Source organism: Actinoplanes subglobosus (assembly GCF_042650585.1).
GTDB lineage: Bacteria > Actinomycetota > Actinomycetes > Mycobacteriales > Micromonosporaceae > Actinoplanes > Actinoplanes subglobosus.
In genome coordinates, this window is the sequence record NZ_JBHSBL010000005.1 from 377660 (window position 1) to 398609 (window position 20950).

Annotated in this window: 15 protein-coding genes; 9 read left to right on the forward strand and 6 right to left on the reverse strand. The window is 72.9% G+C overall.

What is annotated here, in order from left to right:
- Positions 1–9: 9 nt before the first annotated feature.
- The 5 genes from ACFO0C_RS05175 to ACFO0C_RS05195 all read right to left on the reverse strand — a co-directional run bounded on the left by ACFO0C_RS05175 (position 10) and on the right by ACFO0C_RS05195 (position 7834).
- A complete protein-coding gene (locus ACFO0C_RS05175) occupies positions 10–2187 on the reverse strand; it encodes an NHLP family bacteriocin export ABC transporter peptidase/permease/ATPase subunit (protein ID WP_378065342.1) in 2178 nt (725 codons plus the stop codon).
- Positions 2184–2993, reverse strand: coding sequence for an HlyD family efflux transporter periplasmic adaptor subunit (locus ACFO0C_RS05180; RefSeq protein WP_378065343.1), 810 nt, complete (start codon positions 2991–2993; stop codon positions 2184–2186). Before ACFO0C_RS05180 ends, ACFO0C_RS05175 begins: the two co-directional genes overlap by 4 nt.
- Entirely contained in the window at positions 2990–4438 is a 1449-nt protein-coding gene (locus ACFO0C_RS05185) for a SagB family peptide dehydrogenase (protein ID WP_378065344.1), read from the reverse strand. The genes ACFO0C_RS05180 and ACFO0C_RS05185 overlap by 4 nt, the downstream gene beginning before the upstream one ends.
- 34 nt (positions 4439–4472) lie before the next feature.
- Positions 4473–6749, reverse strand: coding sequence for a TOMM precursor leader peptide-binding protein (locus ACFO0C_RS05190; protein WP_378065345.1), 2277 nt, complete (start codon positions 6747–6749; stop codon positions 4473–4475).
- 98 nt (positions 6750–6847) lie between these two features.
- On the reverse strand, positions 6848–7834 hold the full coding sequence (locus ACFO0C_RS05195) for a hypothetical protein (protein ID WP_378065346.1): 987 nt from the start codon (positions 7832–7834) through the stop codon (positions 6848–6850).
- Positions 7835–8046: 212 nt separating this feature from the next.
- Here ACFO0C_RS05195 and ACFO0C_RS05200 point away from each other — a divergent pair, with 212 nt between their 5' ends.
- From ACFO0C_RS05200 to ACFO0C_RS05230, 7 genes are all read left to right on the forward strand, one after another.
- Positions 8047–8409 (forward strand): hypothetical protein, encoded by a 363-nt coding sequence (locus ACFO0C_RS05200; protein ID WP_378065347.1) that lies wholly within the window; start codon positions 8047–8049, stop codon positions 8407–8409.
- 177 nt (positions 8410–8586) lie between these two features.
- Positions 8587–8931 carry a hypothetical protein gene (locus ACFO0C_RS05205; protein WP_378065348.1) on the forward strand — a complete coding sequence of 115 codons (345 nt, stop codon included), beginning with the start codon at positions 8587–8589 and terminating at the stop codon, positions 8929–8931.
- A 61-nt stretch (positions 8932–8992) separates the two neighbouring features.
- Positions 8993–10192 carry a YcaO-like family protein gene (locus ACFO0C_RS05210; RefSeq protein ID WP_378065349.1) on the forward strand — a complete coding sequence of 400 codons (1200 nt, stop codon included), beginning with the start codon at positions 8993–8995 and terminating at the stop codon, positions 10190–10192.
- Positions 10185–11510 (forward strand): TfuA-like protein, encoded by a 1326-nt coding sequence (locus ACFO0C_RS05215; protein ID WP_378065350.1) that lies wholly within the window; start codon positions 10185–10187, stop codon positions 11508–11510. The genes ACFO0C_RS05210 and ACFO0C_RS05215 overlap by 8 nt, the downstream gene beginning before the upstream one ends.
- Positions 11507–13648 carry a B12-binding domain-containing radical SAM protein gene (locus ACFO0C_RS05220; RefSeq protein ID WP_378065351.1) on the forward strand — a complete coding sequence of 714 codons (2142 nt, stop codon included), beginning with the start codon at positions 11507–11509 and terminating at the stop codon, positions 13646–13648. The genes ACFO0C_RS05215 and ACFO0C_RS05220 overlap by 4 nt, the downstream gene beginning before the upstream one ends.
- A gap of 59 nt (positions 13649–13707) precedes the next feature.
- Positions 13708–13863, forward strand: coding sequence for a hypothetical protein (locus ACFO0C_RS05225; protein WP_378065352.1), 156 nt, complete (start codon positions 13708–13710; stop codon positions 13861–13863).
- A 101-nt stretch (positions 13864–13964) separates the two neighbouring features.
- On the forward strand, positions 13965–16856 hold the full coding sequence (locus ACFO0C_RS05230; RefSeq protein ID WP_378065353.1) for an ATP-binding protein: 2892 nt from the start codon (positions 13965–13967) through the stop codon (positions 16854–16856).
- Between the two features lie 156 nt (positions 16857–17012).
- On the opposite strand, the gene ACFO0C_RS05235 is transcribed toward ACFO0C_RS05230, so the two are convergent.
- Complete coding sequence (locus ACFO0C_RS05235; RefSeq protein ID WP_378065355.1) at positions 17013–17657, reverse strand: MBL fold metallo-hydrolase; 645 nt, start codon at positions 17655–17657, stop codon at positions 17013–17015.
- A gap of 175 nt (positions 17658–17832) precedes the next feature.
- Here ACFO0C_RS05235 and rsgA point away from each other — a divergent pair, with 175 nt between their 5' ends.
- Complete coding sequence (gene rsgA, locus ACFO0C_RS05240; protein ID WP_378065356.1) at positions 17833–18882, forward strand: ribosome small subunit-dependent GTPase A; 1050 nt, start codon at positions 17833–17835, stop codon at positions 18880–18882.
- Positions 18883–19110: 228 nt separating this feature from the next.
- Positions 19111–20919 (forward strand): hypothetical protein, encoded by a 1809-nt coding sequence (locus tag ACFO0C_RS05245; protein ID WP_378065358.1) that lies wholly within the window; start codon positions 19111–19113, stop codon positions 20917–20919.
- Positions 20920–20950: the final 31 nt, after the last annotated feature.

Genomic DNA, 20950 nt, shown 5'->3' on the forward strand with positions numbered 1-20950 from the left:
CCCGCCCCTTCACTGGTCCCGGACCAGTCGCGCGTAGTGCCCGTCCCTCGCGACGAGCTCGTCGTGGGTGCCCCGTTCGACCTCCCGGCCGCCGTCGAGCACGACGATCAGGTCGCAGTCGCGGATCGTCGACAGCCGGTGCGCCACGATCAGGCAGGTGGCGCCGCGACGGCGCAGGTGGTGGTCGATGGTCTGCTCGGTCTGCGCGTCGAGCGCGCTGGTCGCCTCGTCGAGGATCAGCAGACGCGGGCGGCGTACCAGAGCCCGGGCGATCTCCAGCCGTTGACGTTGACCTCCGGAGAAATTGCGGCCGCCCTCGTCGACGCGGGCGCCCAGACCGCCGGGCCGGGACAGCACGACGTCGAGCACCGCGGCGTCGGTGAGCGCCGCGACCACGTCCTCGTCCGGGATCGACGAGTCCCAGAGGGTCACGTTCTCCCGGATCGTGCCCTCGAAGAGGATCTGCTCCTGGTCGACCATCGCCACGGTGGCCGCCCACAGGCCCGGGTCGAGCCGCTCGCGCTCCCGGCCGTCGACGGTGATCGTCCCGGACCACGGCCGGTACAGGCCGGACACCAGCCGCCCGACCGTCGACTTGCCGCTGCCGGACCGGCCGACCAGCGCCACCCGGGCGCCCGGCGGCAGGTCCAGGTCGAAGTCGCTGAGCAGCGGCGCCGCGAGCGGGTTGTAGCCGAAGGTCAGCCCCTCGATGCGCAGGTGCCCGTCCAGCGGCGCGGGCGGCTCCGGCTCCGGCGGCTCGGCGAGCGGATAGCGTTCCACGTCGCGGAGCCGGCTCAGATCGGCCGACATCTCCTGCACCTGGGCGCCGACCGCGGTGAGCGCGGCGACCGGCCGGTTCATCGCCACCACCAGGGTCTGCATGCCCAGGACGACGCCGATGCTGAGGCTGCCCGCAAGGATCCGCGGGCCGCCCAGCCCGAGCAGGATCGCGGTGTTGAGGGTGGCCAGCAGCGCGGGGACGACCGACAGGATCGCGGTGGGCCGGCCGAGTCGCTGCTGATCGTTGGTGACCGCCGCGGCCCGCGAGCTGAACTGCTGGAAACTGTGCTGCTCGGCGCCGCCCGCCTTGACCGTCTCGATCATCTGGATCGTGGTGTGCACGGTGCTGAACAGCTTGCTGCGCTCGGCCGTCAGACTCGCCACCGCCGTGGTGCGCAGCGCCGACACATACCGCAGGGCCAGCACGTTCAGGCCGCACAGCAGCACCGACACGGCGCCCAGGAGCGGATCATAAAGACAGAGCAGGCCGCCGTACGCCGCGACGAGCGCGACGTCGACAAGGGTCAGCGTGAGCCGTCGCGTGACCACGTCGGCGACCACGTCGGTGCTGCGCAGCCGGCGGGTCAGGTCGGCGGCCTGCCGCTGGTCGAAGAACGCGGCGGGCAGGCGCATCAGCCGCTGGAACAGCCGGGCCGCCGTGCTCAGGGCCATGGCGGTCTCGGCCCGGACCATCAGGCGTTCCTGGGCCAGCGCGGCGAGCAACGTCACCACCGCCGCGCCGGCCATCGCGGCCAGCAGCCCGCCGAGGGCGCCGCCCCCGCCGAGCAGCACGTGGTCGACGAAGATCCGGACCACCGCCGGCATGGTCAGGCCGACCACGGCCATCACCAGCCCCAGCAGGACGGCCTGGGCGGCGACCGCGCGCAGCCCCCGCCAGCGGGCCGCCAGTGCCGCCCACGCCCGGAACCGGCTGCCGCCGGGCCGGAACTTCTCCTCGTCCGGTGTCAGCGTCAGGACGATGCCGGTGTAACCCTCGTCGAACTCCTTCCAGGTGATCGGCCGCGGCCCGGTCGCCGGGTCGTTCACCCAGACCTTCTTGGCGTTCATCCCCTCCAGGACCAGGAAGTGCTGGAACTTCCAGAACAGGATGGCCGGCAGCGGCACCGACGCCAGCTTGTCGACCTCCATCTGGAAGCCCTTGGCGGTCATCCCGTAGTGGCGGGCGCCCTTGAGCACGGTCGAGGCGTTCGATCCGTCCCGGCTGACGCCACAGCGTTCCCGCAGCTCCTCCAGGGGGACGTGCCGGCCGTGGTGGGCCAGGACGATGCCGAGCGAGGCGGCGCCGCACTCGACCGCCTCCATCTGGATCAGCGTGGGCGTGCGGACCCGGCCGCGGCGCGGGTGCTCCGGAGCCGGCCTGTCGAGGTCGATCACCTTGCCGGTCATCGGCCCAGCACCCAGTCGAGCGGGCGGTCCTGGCCGACCACGATCCGGCCGGCGGCCTCACTGATCGAGGTGAGCCGGAACGGCGGTGACGCCTTCGACCAGCGCAGGCCGGTGGGGGAGTCGGCATCGGTCTCCAGCAGCACCACCACCCGGATCACACTGCCGTCGGCCAGCAGCGGGCGCACGTCCCGGCCGGAACCGAGGAACGCCCGCAGCGAGTCCTCGGTCTCCGGGAACGCGCCGACCGTACCGACCCTGCCCTGCAGGGTGCCGAAGACGGTGGTGGAGACGGCCGCCACGTCCACGTGCACCGGCTGACCGGCCGTCAGCATCGGCGCGCTCGCGGCCGGCACGAACAGCACCGCCTGCAGGGCGTCGCCCGGTGCGTCCAGGCGTTCCAGCTCGGCGACCCGGGCGCCGCGCTCGATCACCTGCCCCTCGGCGATCAGCAGATTGACGACGTAGGCGTCCCACGGCGCGGGCACCGTGACGATCCCGCCGGACTCGCCCTGGACGCTGTAGATCGGGGTGCCCTTGGCCAGCGGCTGGTTCCGGTCGACCCAGACCTTGACCACCCGGCCGGTCTCGGCGGCGTCGAAGTCGGAGACACCGTGCGGGTGGATCAGCACCCCACCGGCGGTGACCTCCCGGTCCAGGGTGGCCGTCGTGGTCCAGGCGCCGGTGGCCAGGACCGTGACGACCAGCGCGATCGTGAGCAGCCAGCTCGGAACCGTGGTGAGCCGGGCCACCTGGTCCAGGCTCTCCGGCTGTTCCAGGTGGCGCAGCGCCTGCTTGCGGAACCTCATCTCGGCTCCCTGGTGAGTGGGGTGCCCAGCGCGAAGTCGGCGACCGCCGGCTCGGCCAGCGGATCGATCCCGGACAGTTCGGCGAAGGCGGCCGAGTCGCCGGAGCCCAGCGCGCACGGCGCCAGCCCCATTGCGGTCGCCACCAGGTACATCAGCTCGGTGAGCACCCCGGAGTGCTTGAGGATCATCGGATAGCCGATCCCCTCGTACTTCCACATGAGCCGGCCCACCCGTGCGGTGATCACGAGGAGCACCTGGGGTGGCCCGGTCATCGCGGCGGCCGCGCGGGCGTACCCGGCCATCCGCTCGGTGAGCGGCCCGGCCGGGGCCAGCAGGCGCAGCTGGTGTGCCGTGCCGTCGTAGTGGTGGAGCCCCGGCGACAGACCCTCGCAGCTCAGCACGAGCGGATAGATCTCCAGCTCGTAGAGCCCGCCGCCGCCCGGATACGGCCGGTGCCCCACCTCGATGCCGTCGTGCTCGCCGGCCGGGCGGGTGGCCTGCACCCGGTACAGGAACTCGGCCAGCCGATCGAGGGTGATCGGGTGGGCGTCGTCGTGGGTGCGGATCGACCGGCGGGCCCGGATCACGTCGGTCAGGGCCGGCTCGGTGGCGGCGATCGTGTCCAGGTCCGGTTCCGGCAGGTCGACGACGGGGGCGTCGGGGAAGGTACGGCGCAGCGGCTCGGCCGGCAGCCGGTCCCGGAACCGGTAGGTGCCGCCGACCGGCAGCGCGTGCCGGCCGACCCGGGACCGGTGGTGCACCTCCAGCTCGGCCGGTGACCAGAAGACACCGGGCGCCGCCGCTGCGCCGGGTTCCTCCAGGATCCCGGCGCTGAGCAGCTCGTCGACGACCCGCCCGGCCACCGCCGCGGACACCCCGAGCACCGCCGCCGCCCGGTCCAGGTCACAGCCCTGCGCGGCGGCCATCGCCAGCAGCCCGGCCACCCGCGGGTCGGGGCAGCCGACGACCACCGCATGAGTGGGGTGCAGCGCGGACAGCACGTCACCGTCGGCGTCGATCCGGGCCAGGCGGGACATCCGGTACCGGACACCCGGCCGGTGCCGGGCCGGTGGGGGCAGCACCGACGCGCCGAGCCCCTGCGGGTCGATCTCCAGCAGCGGCCGGTTGCCGGCCGACAGGCGGCGCCGCAGCCAGGCGTGCGTGACCAGGCGGCGCAGCAGCACCTGCGCCCGCAGGATGCGGTTCTCGCCCTCGACCGAGGCGACCAGATGCTGTACGGCGTCGTCGTCCAGCCACTCGTCGGCCAGGCGCAGCAGCATCGCCCGCCGGCCCAGGCCGAGCCGCTCCATGTGCAGCTGGAACCGGCCGTACTGCACGGTGATCGAGTCGTCGGTGCCGTTGGTCAGCGTCGTCCGGTCCCGGAAGCGGTACTCCTCCCGCACCGGGAGCCGGCGGACGGCGCCGGTCTCCGTTTCCGTAGGCACAGCGGTGGTCGATGGCACGGGCCCCTCCGGACGATCAGAAGAAGACACTCAACGGGTTGATCGAGTCCTCGCCGGTGGCCAGCGGCGACCGTCCGAGAGCGGCCGGCACCTCCCAGAGCCGGCCCGGTCCGAGGCGCCGCCAGAAGTGCCGCAGGCCCGGCACGACCACCCGGGCCACCGCCAGCTCCAGTTCCGGGCGGGACTGGTCGACCACGATCAGATCCAGTCCGGCGCTCCGGGCCGTGCCGACGGCCGCCTCCACCGCGGCCGAGGTGTCCGTCGCGGCCGGGACCGGGTGGTGGGCCGGCGTCGTCGGCGGCTGATCCGGATCGGGCAGGAGCCACTGCTGGTCGGCAGTGGTGACGGTGGTCAGCCAGCGGGCGGTCTCCGGTTCGGCGCCGTGGTAGCCGCCGTTGGCCCCGGCCACCGCCGCGGCCAGCGGGAGGAACTGGTTGAGCTCACTGACCGCCCTGGTCAGGGCCACCGCGGCACGGGGGTGCGCGCCGAAGCCGACCAGCACCTGCCCTCCGTCGAGGCGGTCGCTGACCGCGGCGTACACCGGAAGGCGCAGGTCGGCGGTGAGGTCGAGGACCCAGAGACGCCGGCCGAGGACGGTGCGGTAGTGCCGCCGGACCGCGCCGGGCCACGGGTCGTCGAAGGAGTCCAGGTCGACGCCGGGCAACCGGGAGCGGTGGTACCACCAGAGGGCGACCGCGTCCCGCTCGGCCAGCTCGTAGAAGCCCTGCAGGATCGCCTCGCCGAGGGTGCCGCCGGCGGCGCAGCCGTTGGAGTCGGCCGGGCCGAGCCGGGCCGAGTCGGGGTGGCCGTACCAGACGTAGGCGGCCGGCAGCTCGCACGGCCGGTCGTGGGTCAGCGACCAGCCGGTGGTCCACTCCAGCTCGGTGTCGTCGGCGACGGCGGCCGGCACGTGGTGGAACATCCCGGCATCCGGGTTGGTCCGGTCCCGGTCGGCGTGCTGGCGAGCCGAGAAGTTCCGCAGCGCGGACAGCGGCACCGCCCGGTCCGGCCCGAGGGCGGCGTAGGTGGTCCGCCGGGTGGGCCGGTCGCCCCGCCACACCCCGCAGTACCGTTCGATGGCCTCACCGATCGCGCTGACCTTCGCCTGGGTCTCGGTGCGCCCCTTGCCGCCGCTCAGGCCGCGCAGGTTGCCGCGCAGCCGGTCCGGCCGGCGGGCCTGGGCGAAGTTGTGCCCGGCGGTGAAACCGAACATCACCCCATCGCTGTCGCCGCCGCCGGTCGCCGACAGCCGGGTCACCACCCCGAGGTACGGGCTGACCTGGTGCTCCAGCATCCGGAGGCTTTCCCCGGCCGGCCGGGTACGGCTACCGGTCCCGTCGTCGGCGCGGAGCGGGTCGGCCGCCACGGTGACCCGCGGTCCGTCCCCGCCGAGCCGGGCCGGGTCGCCGCACGCCGGGCACTGCGGCAGCCGGACCAGGGTGTGCGTGCCGCTGCTGAGGTCGCGGGTGTCGAGCGAGACCATCCGCCCGGTGACCCGCGGCGAGCGGCCGGCGACGGCCAGCACCGGGAGTTCGGCGGCGAGCAGCCCGGCCAGGGTCGCGGTGGTCGCGTCCAGCGCCGCCCACGCCGGGCTCGGCCGCTCGTGGTCGCCACGCTGCTCGACGACGAAGTTGATGACCTCCTCGTTGTCCGTCCAGCGCCGTCGCAGGCACTCCCAGCAGCCGGTCTCGCCGGGTCGCAGGTGCGGGCCGAGCAGCAGCACGTGACCGTGCGGCCGGACCAGCAGCCAGGGCCGGCCGGTGGCCAGGCAGGCGGCGTTGAGCGTGGCCAGCCGGGGATCGATCATCGAGCCGGGTGCGACCACGACGAGCCCGTCCTGGTCCAGGAGACCGGGATCGCCGATCGGGACGACGGCGACCGGTGGCCCGAGCTCGCCGAGCCGGGCGGCGAGACCGTCCACGGCCGGGGAACCGGCGTCGACCAGCAGCACCCGCCCGTCGCGCCGCCACTGCTCGGCCCGGTCCGGCGCCACCCCGCGGGCGTCCCACGCGGCGGCGGCGGCCCGCGGGGTCGCGCACGGCTCGGCGGTCAGCAGGTCCAGTCCGTCGAGCCGGCGCAGCGCCCGGGCCAGCGCGCCGGCCGAGTGCCGGCCGACCAGCTCACCGACGACCTGACCGAGGGCGCGGTTGCCGTCGAGCAGGACCGCCAGCTCCGCCGCCACCGGGTCGTCGATCATCACGTTGCGGGTCTCGCCGACCACCACGAGATGGTCCTGGTAGGGCTCGGCGAGACGGATCGGCAGGTAGTCGTGGCGGAAACGGGGACGATGCATCGGTCTCACCTCGCAGCGGGGTAACGGCGATTGTTTGTCGACAGCCCCGGCCGGCTCCAGCGATGGCACCGATCCCTGCCGTGGTGGCTGGGCGCGGCCTAGTTGGTGGCGTTGATCTCGGTGGCGGCGTCGGTGAGCCCGAGGACCGCGGCCGGCCCGCCGTCCAGTGGCAGCTCGAGCAGGAACACCTCGACCCGGGACACCGCGATACGGTGCGCGGTGACCGCCGTGGTGCGGCCGGTGGCCAGCAGATCCGGGGCCGGCGGGGCGAGGACCGCGTCGGCGCCGTCCCTGGTGGAGACGATGGTGTCGACCACGTTCAGGGTCAGGAAGCCCACGATCCCGTCGTCGGTCTTCGCCGCGCACGGCGCCCACTCCGAGGCGGTCAGCCGGCGGTCCACCTTCATGGACGCCGCCTCCATCTGAGTCGTGTAGATCGACCACCCGGCGGCCAGCTGGTCGTCGAGGACCGCGCTGCGCGCGAGGACCGTGGTGTCGGCCGGCCCGGCGATGCTGCGGTTGAAGACCTCACCGGTGAGGGCGGTACGGCGGGCCGCGTCCAGCACCTGGTCGGTCGGATGAGCCGTCGCCCGCGGGAAGACCCCGGTGGCCGCCACCAGCTCGTCGGAGACCATCACGTGGTGGCTGAGCTGCCACTTGCCCTCGCTGTTGCGGACGAAGTGGGCGGCGTCGGCGCGGGGCCGGTCCTCGCCGTCGACGGCCATCTTCGCCGAGGTCACGAAGCACGAATCGGCGACCGCGAACACCGGGTCCTGATGCTTGAACCCGGGCAGCACCCGCTTGCTGAGCCGGGCCCGCTTCACACCGGCGAGACTGTTCTGCAGGGCCGGTCCGGTCTCCCAGACGGCCAGCTTCTCGCCGTCACCGCTCTTCGACGCCGCCGAGTCGGCCGCGTCGAACTCGGCCAGCACCGCCGCCGGGTCGTAACCGGCGGTGCCGGTCCCGGCCGCTTCAGGACGGGCCGCTGCCTGCTCGGCGCCCGGGTCCGCGCACCCGGCGACGGCCAGGAAGAGGACCGCCGGGATCACCATCCGCCCGAGCCCGTCACGCGTCCGGCTTGCCATATCGACCACCTGATCCTCGTCGTGCCTGTCCGGCGTCCTCCGCCGTGATCCGAGTATTCGGCGCGGTTCCGGAGTGGGGCCGGGCACGGCACGGAACCGTGCCCGGGCGGGCGGCACCGTGGCACCGATCGATGCCGTGTTCCGCCGCCGTCACGGTCCGCGCCGACGATGGGCGCATTCCCGAGGCCCCCGTGAGAGCGGAGAGAGACACGATGGACCCGTCAGAACGCGCGCTCTTCATCAACGCGTACGGCCGCCTGGTCGCCGGAGTCTGGTCCGAACCGGACCAGGAGCTGCTGCTCGCGGCCGACCCGCACCGGCTGCTCGCCGAGCACGACCTGCTGCTGCCGCCGGAGATCCCGATCGTCGTGGTGCGCGACGCCCAGCACGTGGACCCGGACATCGACGTGCAGGTCCGGGCGTGGGAGGACGCCGTCGCCGGCGGGCCGTTCCTGCTCTACGTACCGGCCCTGGACGAGCTCGACGAGCAGGAGCTGTCCGAGCACGAGCTGGACAGCGTGGTGGCCGGCGTGGATCCGACCGGCGCCTGCTGCTGCCCCTGCTGCTGCACCTAGAGGTCACGGTGACATCGATCGGCGGCGTGGCCCACGCACCTTTGCACCGTCCCGTGCCGTCGCTCGCGCTTCCCTTGCCCGGGCCGTCCGGCGCTTCCTAGCGTCGTTGTCACGCCACCGCCGCTTCCCGGCCCGGCGGCATCCACTTTCGTAGCTGCACCCGGAAGGACGTGTGTCATGAGCGAGGACTTCTCCGAATTCGACCGTGCCTACCAGAGCCTGCTCGCCAAGGTGTGGGGCGACGACGCGGCCCTGGCCGCGCTGCTCGCCGACCCGAAGCAGTTCGCCGTCGAGGCCGGTCTGCCGGTCGACCCGGCCGCGACCGTGACGGTCGACCGGAGCCAGCCCGAGGAGCTGCTGACCCGTACCGAGATCCTCCAGGCGTTCAACGGCACCCCCGGCACGCACGTGCTGCGCGTCCCGGAGCACGCCCCGATCGACCTGAGCGAGCTCACCGACGACGACCTCGAGCTGATCGCGGCCGGCGGCAACAACAACATCAACCTCTACCAGTCGAAGTGACCGGCGGGCCGGCGCGACCCCCGTTCGCGCCGGCCCACCACCTACCCGGGGAGGTCCGCTCGTGCCGACAGTCGTCAACGATCACCCGACCCGGACCGGGTCCTACCGCGCGGCACCCGCCGAGCAGACCTGGGAACGGATCCGCCCGCTGCTGCCTCGTTTCGGCATCACCCGGGTCGCCGACATCACCGGCCTGGACGAGGTCGGGCTGCCGGTGCACGTGGCGTACCGGCCGACCGGGCGGTGTCTGGCGGTCACCGTCGGCACCGGTCTCACCCCGATCCAGTCCCGGGTCGCCGCGACCATGGAGAGCATCGAGGGCTGGCACTCCGAGAATCCAAAGATCGATCCGGTGGTACGGGCTCCCGCCGACGCCCTCGACCTGGGTTACGACCCGCGCCGCCTGCACCTGGCGCCGAGGTCCCCGCTCACCGGCCGGACCGTGCTGGACTGGATCCCCGGCCGGGGACTGCTCACCGGCCGCACCTACCTCGTCCCGTACGACCTGGTCTACCTCGACTTCACCGTCGCTCCCGGCGGCAACATCGGCCCGTCCGCGCCGAACGACGTGCTCTTCACCCCGACCAGCAGCGGGCTGGCCACCGGCAACACCGCGGCCGAGGCGACCCTGCACGCGCTGCTCGAACTCGTAGAGCGGGAGTGCATGACGCCCTACGCGGTCTCCGCGCTCGCCGATCGCCGCTACGTCGACCCGGACACCTGCACCGACCCGTCGACCGTCCAGGTCCTGACGGCGATCCGCGGCTCGTCCAGCTGGGTCGAGGTGGTGGACCTGACCGGGCCGGCCGGGCTGCCCTGCTACGGCGCGTCGATCTGGGACAACTCGATCCCGATGACCTTCGGCGGTTTCGGATGCCACGTCGACCCGGGCCGTGCGGTGGGTCGGGCGCTGGCCGAGGCCGCACAGTCCCGGCTGGTCACCGTGGGCGGGGCCCGCGACGACATCGCCGGGGAGGTGTATGCGCCGGCTGACCCGTACGCCGATCCGCCGCCCGTCGTCGACGCACCGCGCGCACCGGTCCGCCCGCCGGACCCCGCGGTGACCGCCCTCGGCCAGGACCTGGCGGCCCTCGTGCGACTCGTCGCCGGCCGTGTCCGGGACTGGACCGGTCACGAGCCGTTCGTGGTCGACCTGACCCACGACGACGTCGGCATCCCGGTCAGCCGGGTGATCGCGCCGGGCCTGCGCCTGGTCGACGACGCCGCACTCTCCCAGCGCCCGGGGGTGAGCCGTGACTGACCTGCTCTTCCTCGGCCCCAGCCTGTCCGCCACCGAGGCCGCCGCGCTGCTGCCCGGCGCCCGGATCCTGCCCCCGGTCGGGCACGGCGACCTGCTCCGTCTCGACCCGCGCCCCGGCGACCGGGTCCTGATCGTCGACGGCTTCTTCATGCACCGCCCGCCGGTCCGGCACCGGGAGATCCTGTTCCTGCTGGACCGCGGTGTCACGGTGGCCGGCAGCAGCAGCATGGGTGCCCTGCGCGCCGCCGAGCTGTGGCAGTACGGCATGCGCGGTGTCGGCGACGTGTTCGGGCTCTACCGCGACGGCGTCGTCACCGGTGACCACGAGGTCGCCGTGGTGCACGGACTCGGCGAGGACGGTTACCGGGCGCTCAGCGAGCCGCTCGTCAACATCCGGATCGCGGTCCGTGACGCGACACGTGACGGCGCGATCGGCCCGGACGATGGTGCCGCGATCCTGGCCGCCGCCGCGGACATCCCGTTCCGGCTGCTGACCTGGCGTTCCCTGGCACTGCGGGCGGGCGCCGCGATGGACCGCCTGCGACCGTGGCTGACGGAGCACCCGGTCGACGCGAAGGCCGACGATGCCCGGCGGCTGCTGCGCGCGGCCGCAGCCGGTGACCCGGCGCTGTGCCCGCCCGGACCCGGCGACGAGCCGATCCGCAACGTGCACACCACCTATCTGGAGGGCTGGCGGTCCCGCTACGAGCAGACCGGCGGGGTCAGCGAACTGGACCTGCTCACCACCCTGCGTGTGCTGCATCCGCAGTTCGCCGAGCTGCACCGGGCCCGGATCCTGGCCGGGTTCAGCGGCGCCCGGCCGGACGACCCCGGCCTGGAGCAGATGGCCCTGCTGACCGCCGACCGGCTCGGCCGGGGCACGCCGGTGCCGGACGGTTCGTGGCTCACCCCGGACGAGGCGGCACTGCCGGCGGCCGAGGCCACCCTGCGGCTCCTGGTCCGGAGCCTCGGCGCGGCCGAGACCCGGCAGATCTCGGTGTCGATGGTCCCGCCGGAGCTGCGCCGCGACGACGTGCTCGCCGTCGCCCGCCAGGCCGTCGTCACGGCCAGGGCGATCCGGGAGAACCTGTCCCGGCGGCAGGGGCGGCCGGCCCGCTTCCGGGCCGAGATCATCGACGCGGTCCTGGCCGCCCAGTGGGGCTGCGACCCGGCCGGCCTGACCGCCGCGGCCTGGGACCGCGGCTTCCGTGACCGGGAGCAGCTCCATGAGCTCGCCGGCTTCCTCATCGGTTACCTGCGGGTGCTCCGGGCGCCCTGGTTCCCCCCGGCCCGACCCCTTGAGGTGGTGCACCAGTGACCAGTAGCCCGAACGCGGCGCTCATCTACCCGCCGCTTACCGACCCGACCTCCGGTTACCACTCGCTGAACTACCTCGACTCCTACGCGCGATCGGTCGGGCACCGGCCGGCCACCGTCATCGACGCCAACATCGAGGCGTTCCACCACTCGTACACGCCGTCCGCACTGGCCTGGCTCGACCAGGCGCTCAGTCAGGCCCGGACCACCACCGACCTCGGCGAGCGGGCCCACCTGATGCAGGTCGGCACCCCCGACCCGGAGGGCATCCGCGCCGCGGTCGCCACCTTCCAGGACCCGGAGCGGTTCTACGACCTGGACGCCTACCACCGCGCGGTGGACGGGGTGTCGGCGTGGATGAACTGTCTCGGCGCCGCCGGGTTCCCCGGTCAGTTCGAGAACGGCTTCCAGCTGCGCGCGCCCCGCGAGATCGAGATCGGGTCGCTGCGGGCGCTGACCGATCCGGCGGTGCTGTCCCGGCTGAGCCGGCCGTTCCTGCCGTACTACCAGGAGGCGCTGCTGCCCCGGCTGCGCGCCGGGAACTTCGACCTGATCGGGATCAGCATCACCTACCAGTGGCAGCTGCCGTTCGCGCTGTGGCTGGCCCACCTGATCCGCCGGGAGCTGCCGGACGTCTTCCTGATCACCGGTGGTACCGAGGTCTCCGACTGCTACAAGAACCTGCGGGAGCCGCGGCGGCTGTTCGAGCTCTTCGGCGACTTCGACGGGCTGGTCGTGGGGGAGGGCGAGAGCGCGTACACCGAGATCCTCGACGCCCTCGCCGCCGGCACCCTTCCGACGAAGCACCCCAACGTGCGCCTGCACCCGAAGTACGGCGCGGTCCGCGCCCTGCCGATGCTGCACTACGAGAAGCTCGGCGAACTGCCCACCCCGGACTTCAGCAATCTGCCGTGGGACAGCTACCTCAGCCCGACCCGGTTCGTGTACTACTCGCCGACCCGGGGCTGCTACTGGAACAAGTGCACGTTCTGCGACTACGGGCTGAACACCGACGGGCCGACCAGCCCGTGGCGGCAGGACACCGTGGACCGGATGATCCGCGACGTCGAGGAGCTGTCGAAGTTCGCGCGGTTCGTCTACTTCTCGGTGGACGTGCTGGCGCCGGCGGCCATCCTGCGGTTCGCCGAGAAGGTGGTCGAGCGGGGCATAGACGTCCGCTGGGGCGCCGAGATCCGGCTCGAGAAGTACTGGTCGGACGAGCGGTGCGAGCTGCTGAAACGGGCCGGGTGCACGGCGATCTCGGTGGGCTTCGAGTCCGGCAACCAGCGGATCCTCGACCTGATCGACAAGGGCACCAGACCCGCGCAGGTACGCCAGACGATGACCTCGATGAATCGGGCCGGGATCGGCGTACAGATCATGGGATTCACCGGTTTTCCGACCGAGACCCTGCAGGAGGCCCGCGACTCGGTGAGTTTCCTGCGGGACAACCGTGACCTGTGGACCTTCGGTGGTCTCGGCGAGTTCGTGCTCACCCCGGGCGCCATCGTGGCCAAGCAGCCGGACCGGTTCGGGATCACCGGCATCCGCCCCTTCGAGGGCGCCGACATCAACCGGAGCCTGCTCTTCGACGAGCCGATCACCGAACGGGCCCGGGACGAGGTGATGGCCGACAAGCTCGGCCTCTACATGGGTGAGTACCCGCGGCCGTGGGTGAGCAGCACCGACACCCCGCACACGTTCTTCTACCACGACCGGTTCGGCACCGACGTCCGTGACCTGCTGGAACGCAGCGTGCGGCGCGGGCCGGAGGACGAGGAACGGGAGTTCGTGGTCGACGGCGAACTGCTGACCGACCCGGATCCGGAGGTGCTCGCCCGGCTCGCCGACATCCAGGGCAACACCCCGGAGAATCCGGACGGACGTGTCGCGTTTCGGCGGGCCGACGGGCGGGTACTGCTGCTCCCGCGCCGTACGCTGCCGTTCCTGAAGATCTTCACCGGGCCGGTGACCCTGGCCGACGCCCGCCGGCAGGCCTGGATGCTGCCGGACCAGGCCGCCGACCGGATCTGGGACTTCCTGATCGCGCGCCGGGTGATCCGCCGGGTGCCGGTCACCGCCGGGCGGGACAGCAAACATACGTGCAATGCACCCATGCCCGGACGTGCGGCCGCATGACACTGTCTTCCCATCAGCCAAGACACGGCGGGGCCGGACGGCCCGGGGGAGGCACCACCATGAACAAGAAGATCGCACGCGGCCCGAAGAACCGCCTTCGCGTGGTCGTGATGCTCCTGGCCACCGCGGGCTTCGTGGCCGGTGCGGTGGCGATCGGCTCGCCGGCCCAGGCGTGGCCCGGCGGCACCGGCTGCTGCATCGGTCTGCCGAACTGAAGCTGCCGAACTGACCCGTCCGACTGTCCGTCGCTGCCTCCGACCGTCCATTGGGGGCAGCGATGGACATCGACGTCCGGTGAGCAATAAGCTACCGGCTGATGCCGACCTTCTGCGGACGCACCGGCCTGCTCTCGCAGCTCGGCGACGTCCTGTCCCGCACCCGGCAGGGCCAGGGCGCCGCCCTCTTCCTGCGTGGTGAGAGCGGGGCCGGCCGGTCCCGGTTGCTCGCCGAGGTGGGCCGTCTCGCCCGCACCGACATGGTCGTGCTGCGCGGCCGCGCCAGCGGGATCACACCGACCACACCGTTCCGCCCGCTCGCCGAGGCGTTGCTCCAGTTCACCCGGTCGGCCGGCCCGCACGTCGCCGACGGTCTCGGCCCCTACCGGCTGGTGCTCGGCCGCCTCATCCCGGAGTGGCGGGACCCGGCCGTGGCCCCCGAGGAGCAGTCGCTGATCGTCCTCGCCGAGGGCGTCCTGCGGCTGCTGGCGCTGGCCGGGCGCGAGCGGGGCTGCCTGCTGCTGCTCGACGACCTGCACGACGCGGACGCCGAGACCCTGACGATCGTCGACTACCTCGCCGACAACCTGGCCGATCAGCCGATCGCCATGGTCGGCGCCCTGCTGGACCGGGAGTGCACCGCGCTCGACGTGGCCCGCTCGGCCGCCCAGCGTGGCGTCGCCGACCTGGTCCGGCTGCCCCGGCTGAGTCGCGACGAGTTGCGTGAGTTCGTCGCCACCCGCCTCGACTGTTCCGCCGCCCGCGTCGGCGACGACCTGTTCGACCTGGTGTGGCAGCCCAGCGCCGGCAACCCGGCCCTCGCCGGTGAGCTGCTGGACGGCATGGTCGACGCCGGTCACCTGCTCTCCGGGCCGGACGGGTGGCAGCTCAGCGGCCGCCCGCAGGCATCGGTTCCCGGGTCGCTGTCGCGCCGCCTGGCCCGCCGTCTGGAGAGCGGGCCGTCCGAGGTGCGCCGCCTGCTGCCCGCGGCCGCGGTGTTCGGAGAGCGGTTCCCGGTGGCCGCGCTGCCGGCGATGACCGGCCTCGGCGAGCACGAGCTGACGTCCCTGCTGCACCACGGCCTCGCCGCCGAGCTGGTCCATCCGGTCGCCGACACCCCCGGGTGGTATGCGTTCCGCCATCCGGTCACCGCGGAGGCGCTGCTGGAGTCCCGCCCGGCGGGGATCACCGCCGACCTCGCCCGGCAGGCCGCCGAGACGGTGGAGAAACTGGATCCGGCGCTGCCCGGCACCCTCTGCCAACTGGCGGCCCGGCTGCGTGAGCAGGCCGGCGACCACGACGGCGCGGCCCGGCACCTGATCGAGGCCGCCTCCCGGGCCCTCGCCGACGGCGCCGCGTCCTCCGCCGTCGACCTGCTCGAACAGGCGTCGGCCCGGGCCACCGACCCGGCGCTGCACGCCGACGCGGGCGAGAGCCTGGTGCAGGCGCTCGTCGAGGCCGGCCGTATCGACCGGGCCATGCAGATGATGCCGGAGCTCGACGGTCTCGGCGGCGGGCTGAGCAGCCAGCGCCTGGCCGTGCTGCACACCCGGCTGGCCTGGGCGGCCGTCTTCGCCGCCCGGACCGGCGACGGGCTGGACCAGGTCGCTGCCGCCCGCCGGCGGCTCGGCGCCGACGCCACCCCGGCCGAGACCGCCGCCATCGACGTGGTCGCCGCCCACCTGATCATCGAGCTGCCCGGCCCGGAGCAGGTCGGCAAGGCCGAGGAGCTGGCCCGGCAGGCCGCGGCGGTCGCCGAGCGCCACGACCTGCCGGTGGTGGCCTGCCAGGCGTGGCAGCTGCTCGGCATGCTGGTCCGGCAGCGCAACGCCGACGAGGCGACTGCCTGCCTGGAGCACTCCCGCGAGCTGGCGGTCCGGCACGGGCTGAAACTCTGGGAGGTGCACGCCCTGGTCCGGCTCGGCAACGACGACGCGGCCCGCGACGGCAGCCTGCGACGGTTGCGGCAGGTCCGGCGGGACGCCTGGTCGATCGGCGCGGTCACCGCCGCGCACCAGGCGGAGGCGAGCATCGCCTTGCAGATCGCGCTCCAGGGCGGCTATGCCGAGGCCGAGGAGATCATCGGCCAGACGTTGCCGGCCACCACCCGGCTCGAGATGGTGGAGACCGCCGGGCACCTGTGGCAGACCAGCGCCGTCGTCGCCGCCCACCAGGGCCAGCGGCGGGAGATGGAGAGCCGGCTGGCCGAGCTGCGCCGCTACCGGGAGGACGCGCCGTGGGCCGACTCCAAGGTGTTCGGGCTGGCCCGGGTCTTCTGCTCACTCCTGGAGGAGGACCGGCCGCGGGCGGCCGACGAGATGAGCAGCGCCCTACGGGCGGACGGAGGCAACCCGGCGCTGTCCCCGATCAACGGCCGCGCCGGGCTCGACCTGCTGCTGCGGGCCGTCGACGGCGACCTCGACGATCCGGCCGTCCTGGACGACGGCTCGGACGGGGTGCGCCGCCTGCGGTGGAACAGCCAGTTCGCCGAGATGGCCCGGGCCGTGCTGCTCGGCCGGCGCGGCGACCACGCCGGAGCGGCGGCCGCTGCGGAGATCGCGATCCGCTCCGCCGAGCCGTACCCGCTGGCCGGCCACCTGACCCTGCGCCTGGCGTCGGAGGCGGCCATCACCGACGGATGGGGCGACCCGGTCGGCTGGCTGCGCCGGGCCGAGGAGTATTTCCACGAGGCGGAGCACGCCCCGGTGGCCCGGGCCTGCCGTGCCCTGCTGCGCCAGGCCGGTGCGGCGGTCGGCCAGCGGCGCGACGGCGTCGACAACATCCCGACGGCGTTGCGGGCGCGCGGCGTCACCGTCCGGGAGTACGAGGTGCTCGACCTGATCGCGGACCGGCTCGGCAACCAGGAGATCGCGAGCCGCCTGCATCTGTCCCCACGCACGGTGGAGAAACACGTGGCCCGCCTGATGGCCAAGACCGACCGCCCGGACCGGGCAGCCCTCCGCGACCTGGCCCGCACCCTGCGCCCCGACTGAGCGGGTAGAGTCTGGTCTGTCCAGACAGACCAGGAGGCGCCATGCGGCCTGATGGCGGCGACGGCGCGAGTCCACGGCCTGACCCTCGTCACCCGCCACATCGCCGATGTGGCCGGCACCGGTGTGCCGCTGATCAACCCGTTCGCCTGAGCGGGATCACCAGCCTCGGGCTCGCCAGTCCGGCAGGGACGGGCGCTCGGCGCCGAGGGTCGAGTCCTTGCCGTGGCCCGGGTAGAACCAGGTGGCGTCCCCGAAGCGGCCGAACAGTTTGCTCTCGACGTCGCCGAGGAGTGACTCGAAGTTCTCCTTGACGCCGCGGGTGTTGCCGACCCCGCCGGGGAACAGGCTGTCGCCGGTGAACAGGTGCTCGCCGCGGTAGGACAGCACGATCGAACCCGGCGTGTGCCCGACGACGTGGATCACGTCGAGGACGTGGCCGCCGACCTCGACGGTGTCGCCGTCGGTCAGTGAGCGGGTCACCACCGGGATCTCCGCGGCGTCGTCGGTGTGCGCCAGTGACTCGGCACCGGTGACCTTCACCACCTCGGCCAGCGCCTGCCAGTGGTCGCCGTGCCGGTGGGTGGTCACGACCGTGCGCAACCCGGCCGGGCCGATCAGGTCGAGCAGGGTGCCGGCGTCGTTCGCCGCGTCGACGAGGAGCTGCTCGCCGCCGGCGCTGAGCAGGTAGGCGTTGTTGTCCATCGGGCCGACCGACACCTTCGTCAGGGTCAGGCCGCCACCCAGATCGCGGACCGCGGGCTCGCCGCCTCGGACGACGTCACCGGTGTAGTCAGTGCTCACCCGACGACCCTATCCGGGCCGCGCGGAATTCGCTTTCGCCCGCGGTGACCACGGTCGTACCGTCGTCACCAGACGCGACGATCAACCCGCGGAGGAGGTGAGGAACGTGCCGTTCAACCGCTGCCGCGTCCCTTCACCCGGGGGCTCCGCCCTCTCGAGACCGTAAAGGGTTCCCATGTCGTATCACCTGTCCCAGCTCGGCTGGGACGAGCACTTCACATCCCTGTACCGCCGCTTCGATCGGGCCGACGCCGGTCCGGGCCGGGTGTTGCGCACCGACCGTGGTGTCTGCACCGTGCTCACCACCGACGGTGTCACCCGGGCCACCCTGGGCGGCTCGGTCCTCATCGACACCGCCCGCGATCCCGCCCTGATGCCGTGTCCCGGTGACTGGGTGGTGCTGCGTCACTGGCCCGATCGGCGTACCACTCTGGAACTGGTCCTGCCCCGGCGGACCACGCTGATCCGCCGGACCGCCGACAAGGACGCCTCTGGCCAGGTGCTCGCGGCCAACATGACCACGGTCGCGGTCGTCGAGCCGATCCATCCGGAGCCCGACGACGCCCGGGTCGAACGTCTGCTGGCGCTCGCCTGGGAGTCCGGTGCCGACCCGCTGCTGGTCCTCACCAAATCCGACACCACCCGCGACCCGTCGGCGATCGCCCGGCAGATGGCCGAACTCGCGCCCGGCGTGCCGGTGCTGCCGGTCAGCGTCCAGCGCGGGACCGGTCTGGCCGAGTTGCGCGAGCACGTCGGTCCCGGTCGGACGCTGGCTCTGCTGGGCCGGTCCGGCGCCGGCAAGTCGACGCTGGCGAACGCGCTGGCCGGCGCGACCGTGATGCCGGTCCAGGCGATCCGTGACGCCGACGGCAAGGGGCGGCACACCACGGCGTACCGCAATCTGGTCGTCCTGCCGGACGGCGGCGCGGTGATCGACACGCCGGGCATCCGGGGTGTCGGCCTGCTCGACACCGAGGGCGGGCTGGAGCGGGCCTTCGCCGACGTCGCCGACCTGGCCGATCGTTGCCGCTTCGACGACTGCCGGCACGAGACCGAGCCGGGCTGTGCCGTCCAGGCGGCCCTCTCCGACGGTTCGCTCCCGCCGCGGCGCCTGGCCAGCTGGCGCAAACTCCGTCGCGAGGTCGAGGTGGAGAGCGGGCGGCGATCCGCGAGGCTCGCCCGGCCCCGGCGGATTCCCGCGCCGCCGAGTTCGCGTCTTCTCTAGGACCTTTTCTGGTACGGCCACGCGGGGTCCCCTGGCTGTCCGGGCGGACGGGGCTGCCCACTCCCGGCGGCCAGGCGGCCGCCGGGGGCTGACGGGACGCGATTCGTGCGGTCGGGCGGCCGGAGTTCCGTACCACCGCGGGTTTGAGGAACGTCGGCGCACGTCAACCGTGAGGGGCCGGGAGACGGTGACGTAGGGCACCGGAGGCTCTCTGGCAGAATTCGCCCGGTGCGTTCGGCGGATGAGGTGACCGGGAAGCAGTCGGTGGAGGTCGTGGACGACGTGGCCGGGGCCGCGGAGGAGACGGCGCCCGAGACGGGGCGGCCGCGGTGGAGGCGGGCCGACACCTGGGTGTTGCTGGGCTTCCTGGCGCTGGCCGTGCTGGTGATGATCCAGCTGTGGATCGACCCGAACGGGCGGGTTCTCGACGGCAACGACGACGACCACGGGATCTTCCTGTTCATGCTGGCGCACGCCGAGCGGGTCGTCTTCGACGGTGCGTCGCTGTTCTACGAGGACCGGTTCAACGTGCCGGTCGGCGTGAACATGATGGCGAACACGTCGATCCTCGCCCTGTCGCTGCCGCTGGCCCCGGTGACGCACTTCCTCGGCGGCGGCGTGACCGTCGCCCTGCTGACCACGCTCGGTCTGGGCGGCACCGCCTTCGCGTGGTACTGGGTGCTGTCCCGGCATCTCGGCCGGACCCGGCTGGCCGCCGGTATCGGCGCGGCGTGGTGCGGTTTCGCGCCGGCCATGGTGTCGCACGCCAACGGCCACGTGAACTTCGTCAGCAACTACGTGCTGCCGTTCATCGTGTGGCAGGTGCTGCGGCTGCGTGAGCCGGGCCGGGTATGGCGCGGCGGTGTGATCCTCGGCCTGCTGATCACGATCCAGATCTTCATCAACGAGGAGGCGCTGCTCTTCCTCGCGCTGACGCTGGGCATCTTCGCCGTGTCGTATGCGCTGATGGAGCGGGCCGAGGTCGGCCGGATCGGCAAGCGGTTCGCCGCCGGTCTGGGGGTGGCCGCGCTCACCTCGGGCGCGCTGGCCGGCTACCCGCTGTGGTTCCAGTTCTTCGGCCGCGGCAACTACCACGGGCAGCCGTTCGAGCCGTCCGTCTACGTCACCGACCTGGCCTCGCTCGGCGCGTTCGCCCGGCAGTCGCTGGCCGGGATCGGCGCGGTGACCCGGCGCCTGAGCGTGAGTGCCACCGAGGACAACACGTTCTTCGGCCCGTTCGGTCTCGTGATGATCATCGTGTCGATCGTGATCCTGTGGCGCTCGTCGGCGATGCGGGCCACCGCCATCGCCGGGATCGCGCTGCTGGTCATGTCGCTCGGGCCGTCGCTGCGGCTGGTCGGCTTCCACACCGGGATCCCGCTGCCGTTCGCCCTGATCAGCCACGTGCCGGTGATCGACCTGGTGAGTGTGACCCGGTTCGCGATGGTGCCGGCGATGGTCGCCGGGGTGCTGCTGGCCTTCGCCGTCGACCGGATCGCCGACTACCCGGCGCAGACCCGCAGGCGTTTCAAGATCGGCATGGTGCTGGCGCTCGTCCCGCTGATCCCGAAGCCGCTGCCGGTGGTCGAGGGCACGCCGATGCCGGCGTTCATCACCGCGGGCACCTGGCGTGACTATGTCCCGGAGGGGAAGACCCTGGTCACGGTGCCGCTGCCGGACGTGACGACGGGCCGGACCGGGCAACGCTGGGCGACCCTCAACAATCTCGACTACGCGACGCCGCGCGGGTACTTCATGGGTCCGGCCGACCCGCCGTGGGACGACACCGGTTCGTGGTCGGCCCCACACCGCTACACCTCGCAGTTGCTGATGAGCGTGGGTAAGTATGGATACCGCCCGACGCTGACCGACGCCGACCGGGACCGGATCCGTCAGGATCTGGCCTACTGGCGGGCGGCCGTGGTGGTGCTGGTCCCGGACAGTGAAAACGTCGCTGTGCTCCGGGAGACGCTCGTCGACGTTCTGGGTTCGCCGGAGCTCGTCGGCGGCGTCGAGATCTGGAGAATTAACTCGTAGGAGTGAGTGGCTCGGTGCGGGAAATTGTCAT

What these genes read in the sequence shown, in the direction of transcription:
- ACFO0C_RS05175 (WP_378065342.1), bottom strand. Translation starts at nt 2,187, where the DNA reads ATGACCGGCAAGGTGATCGACCTCGACAGGCCGGCTCCGGAGCACCCG.
- ACFO0C_RS05180 (WP_378065343.1), bottom strand. Translation starts at nt 2,993, where the DNA reads ATGAGGTTCCGCAAGCAGGCGCTGCGCCACCTGGAACAGCCGGAGAGC.
- ACFO0C_RS05190 (WP_378065345.1), bottom strand. Translation starts at nt 6,749, where the DNA reads ATGCATCGTCCCCGTTTCCGCCACGACTACCTGCCGATCCGTCTCGCC.
- ACFO0C_RS05195 (WP_378065346.1), bottom strand. Translation starts at nt 7,834, where the DNA reads ATGGCAAGCCGGACGCGTGACGGGCTCGGGCGGATGGTGATCCCGGCG.
- ACFO0C_RS05200 (WP_378065347.1), top strand. Translation starts at nt 8,047, where the DNA reads ATGGACCCGTCAGAACGCGCGCTCTTCATCAACGCGTACGGCCGCCTG.
- ACFO0C_RS05205 (WP_378065348.1), top strand. Translation starts at nt 8,587, where the DNA reads ATGAGCGAGGACTTCTCCGAATTCGACCGTGCCTACCAGAGCCTGCTC.
- ACFO0C_RS05225 (WP_378065352.1), top strand. Translation starts at nt 13,708, where the DNA reads ATGAACAAGAAGATCGCACGCGGCCCGAAGAACCGCCTTCGCGTGGTC.
- ACFO0C_RS05230 (WP_378065353.1), top strand. Translation starts at nt 13,965, where the DNA reads ATGCCGACCTTCTGCGGACGCACCGGCCTGCTCTCGCAGCTCGGCGAC.
- rsgA (WP_378065356.1), top strand. Translation starts at nt 17,833, where the DNA reads ATGTCGTATCACCTGTCCCAGCTCGGCTGGGACGAGCACTTCACATCC.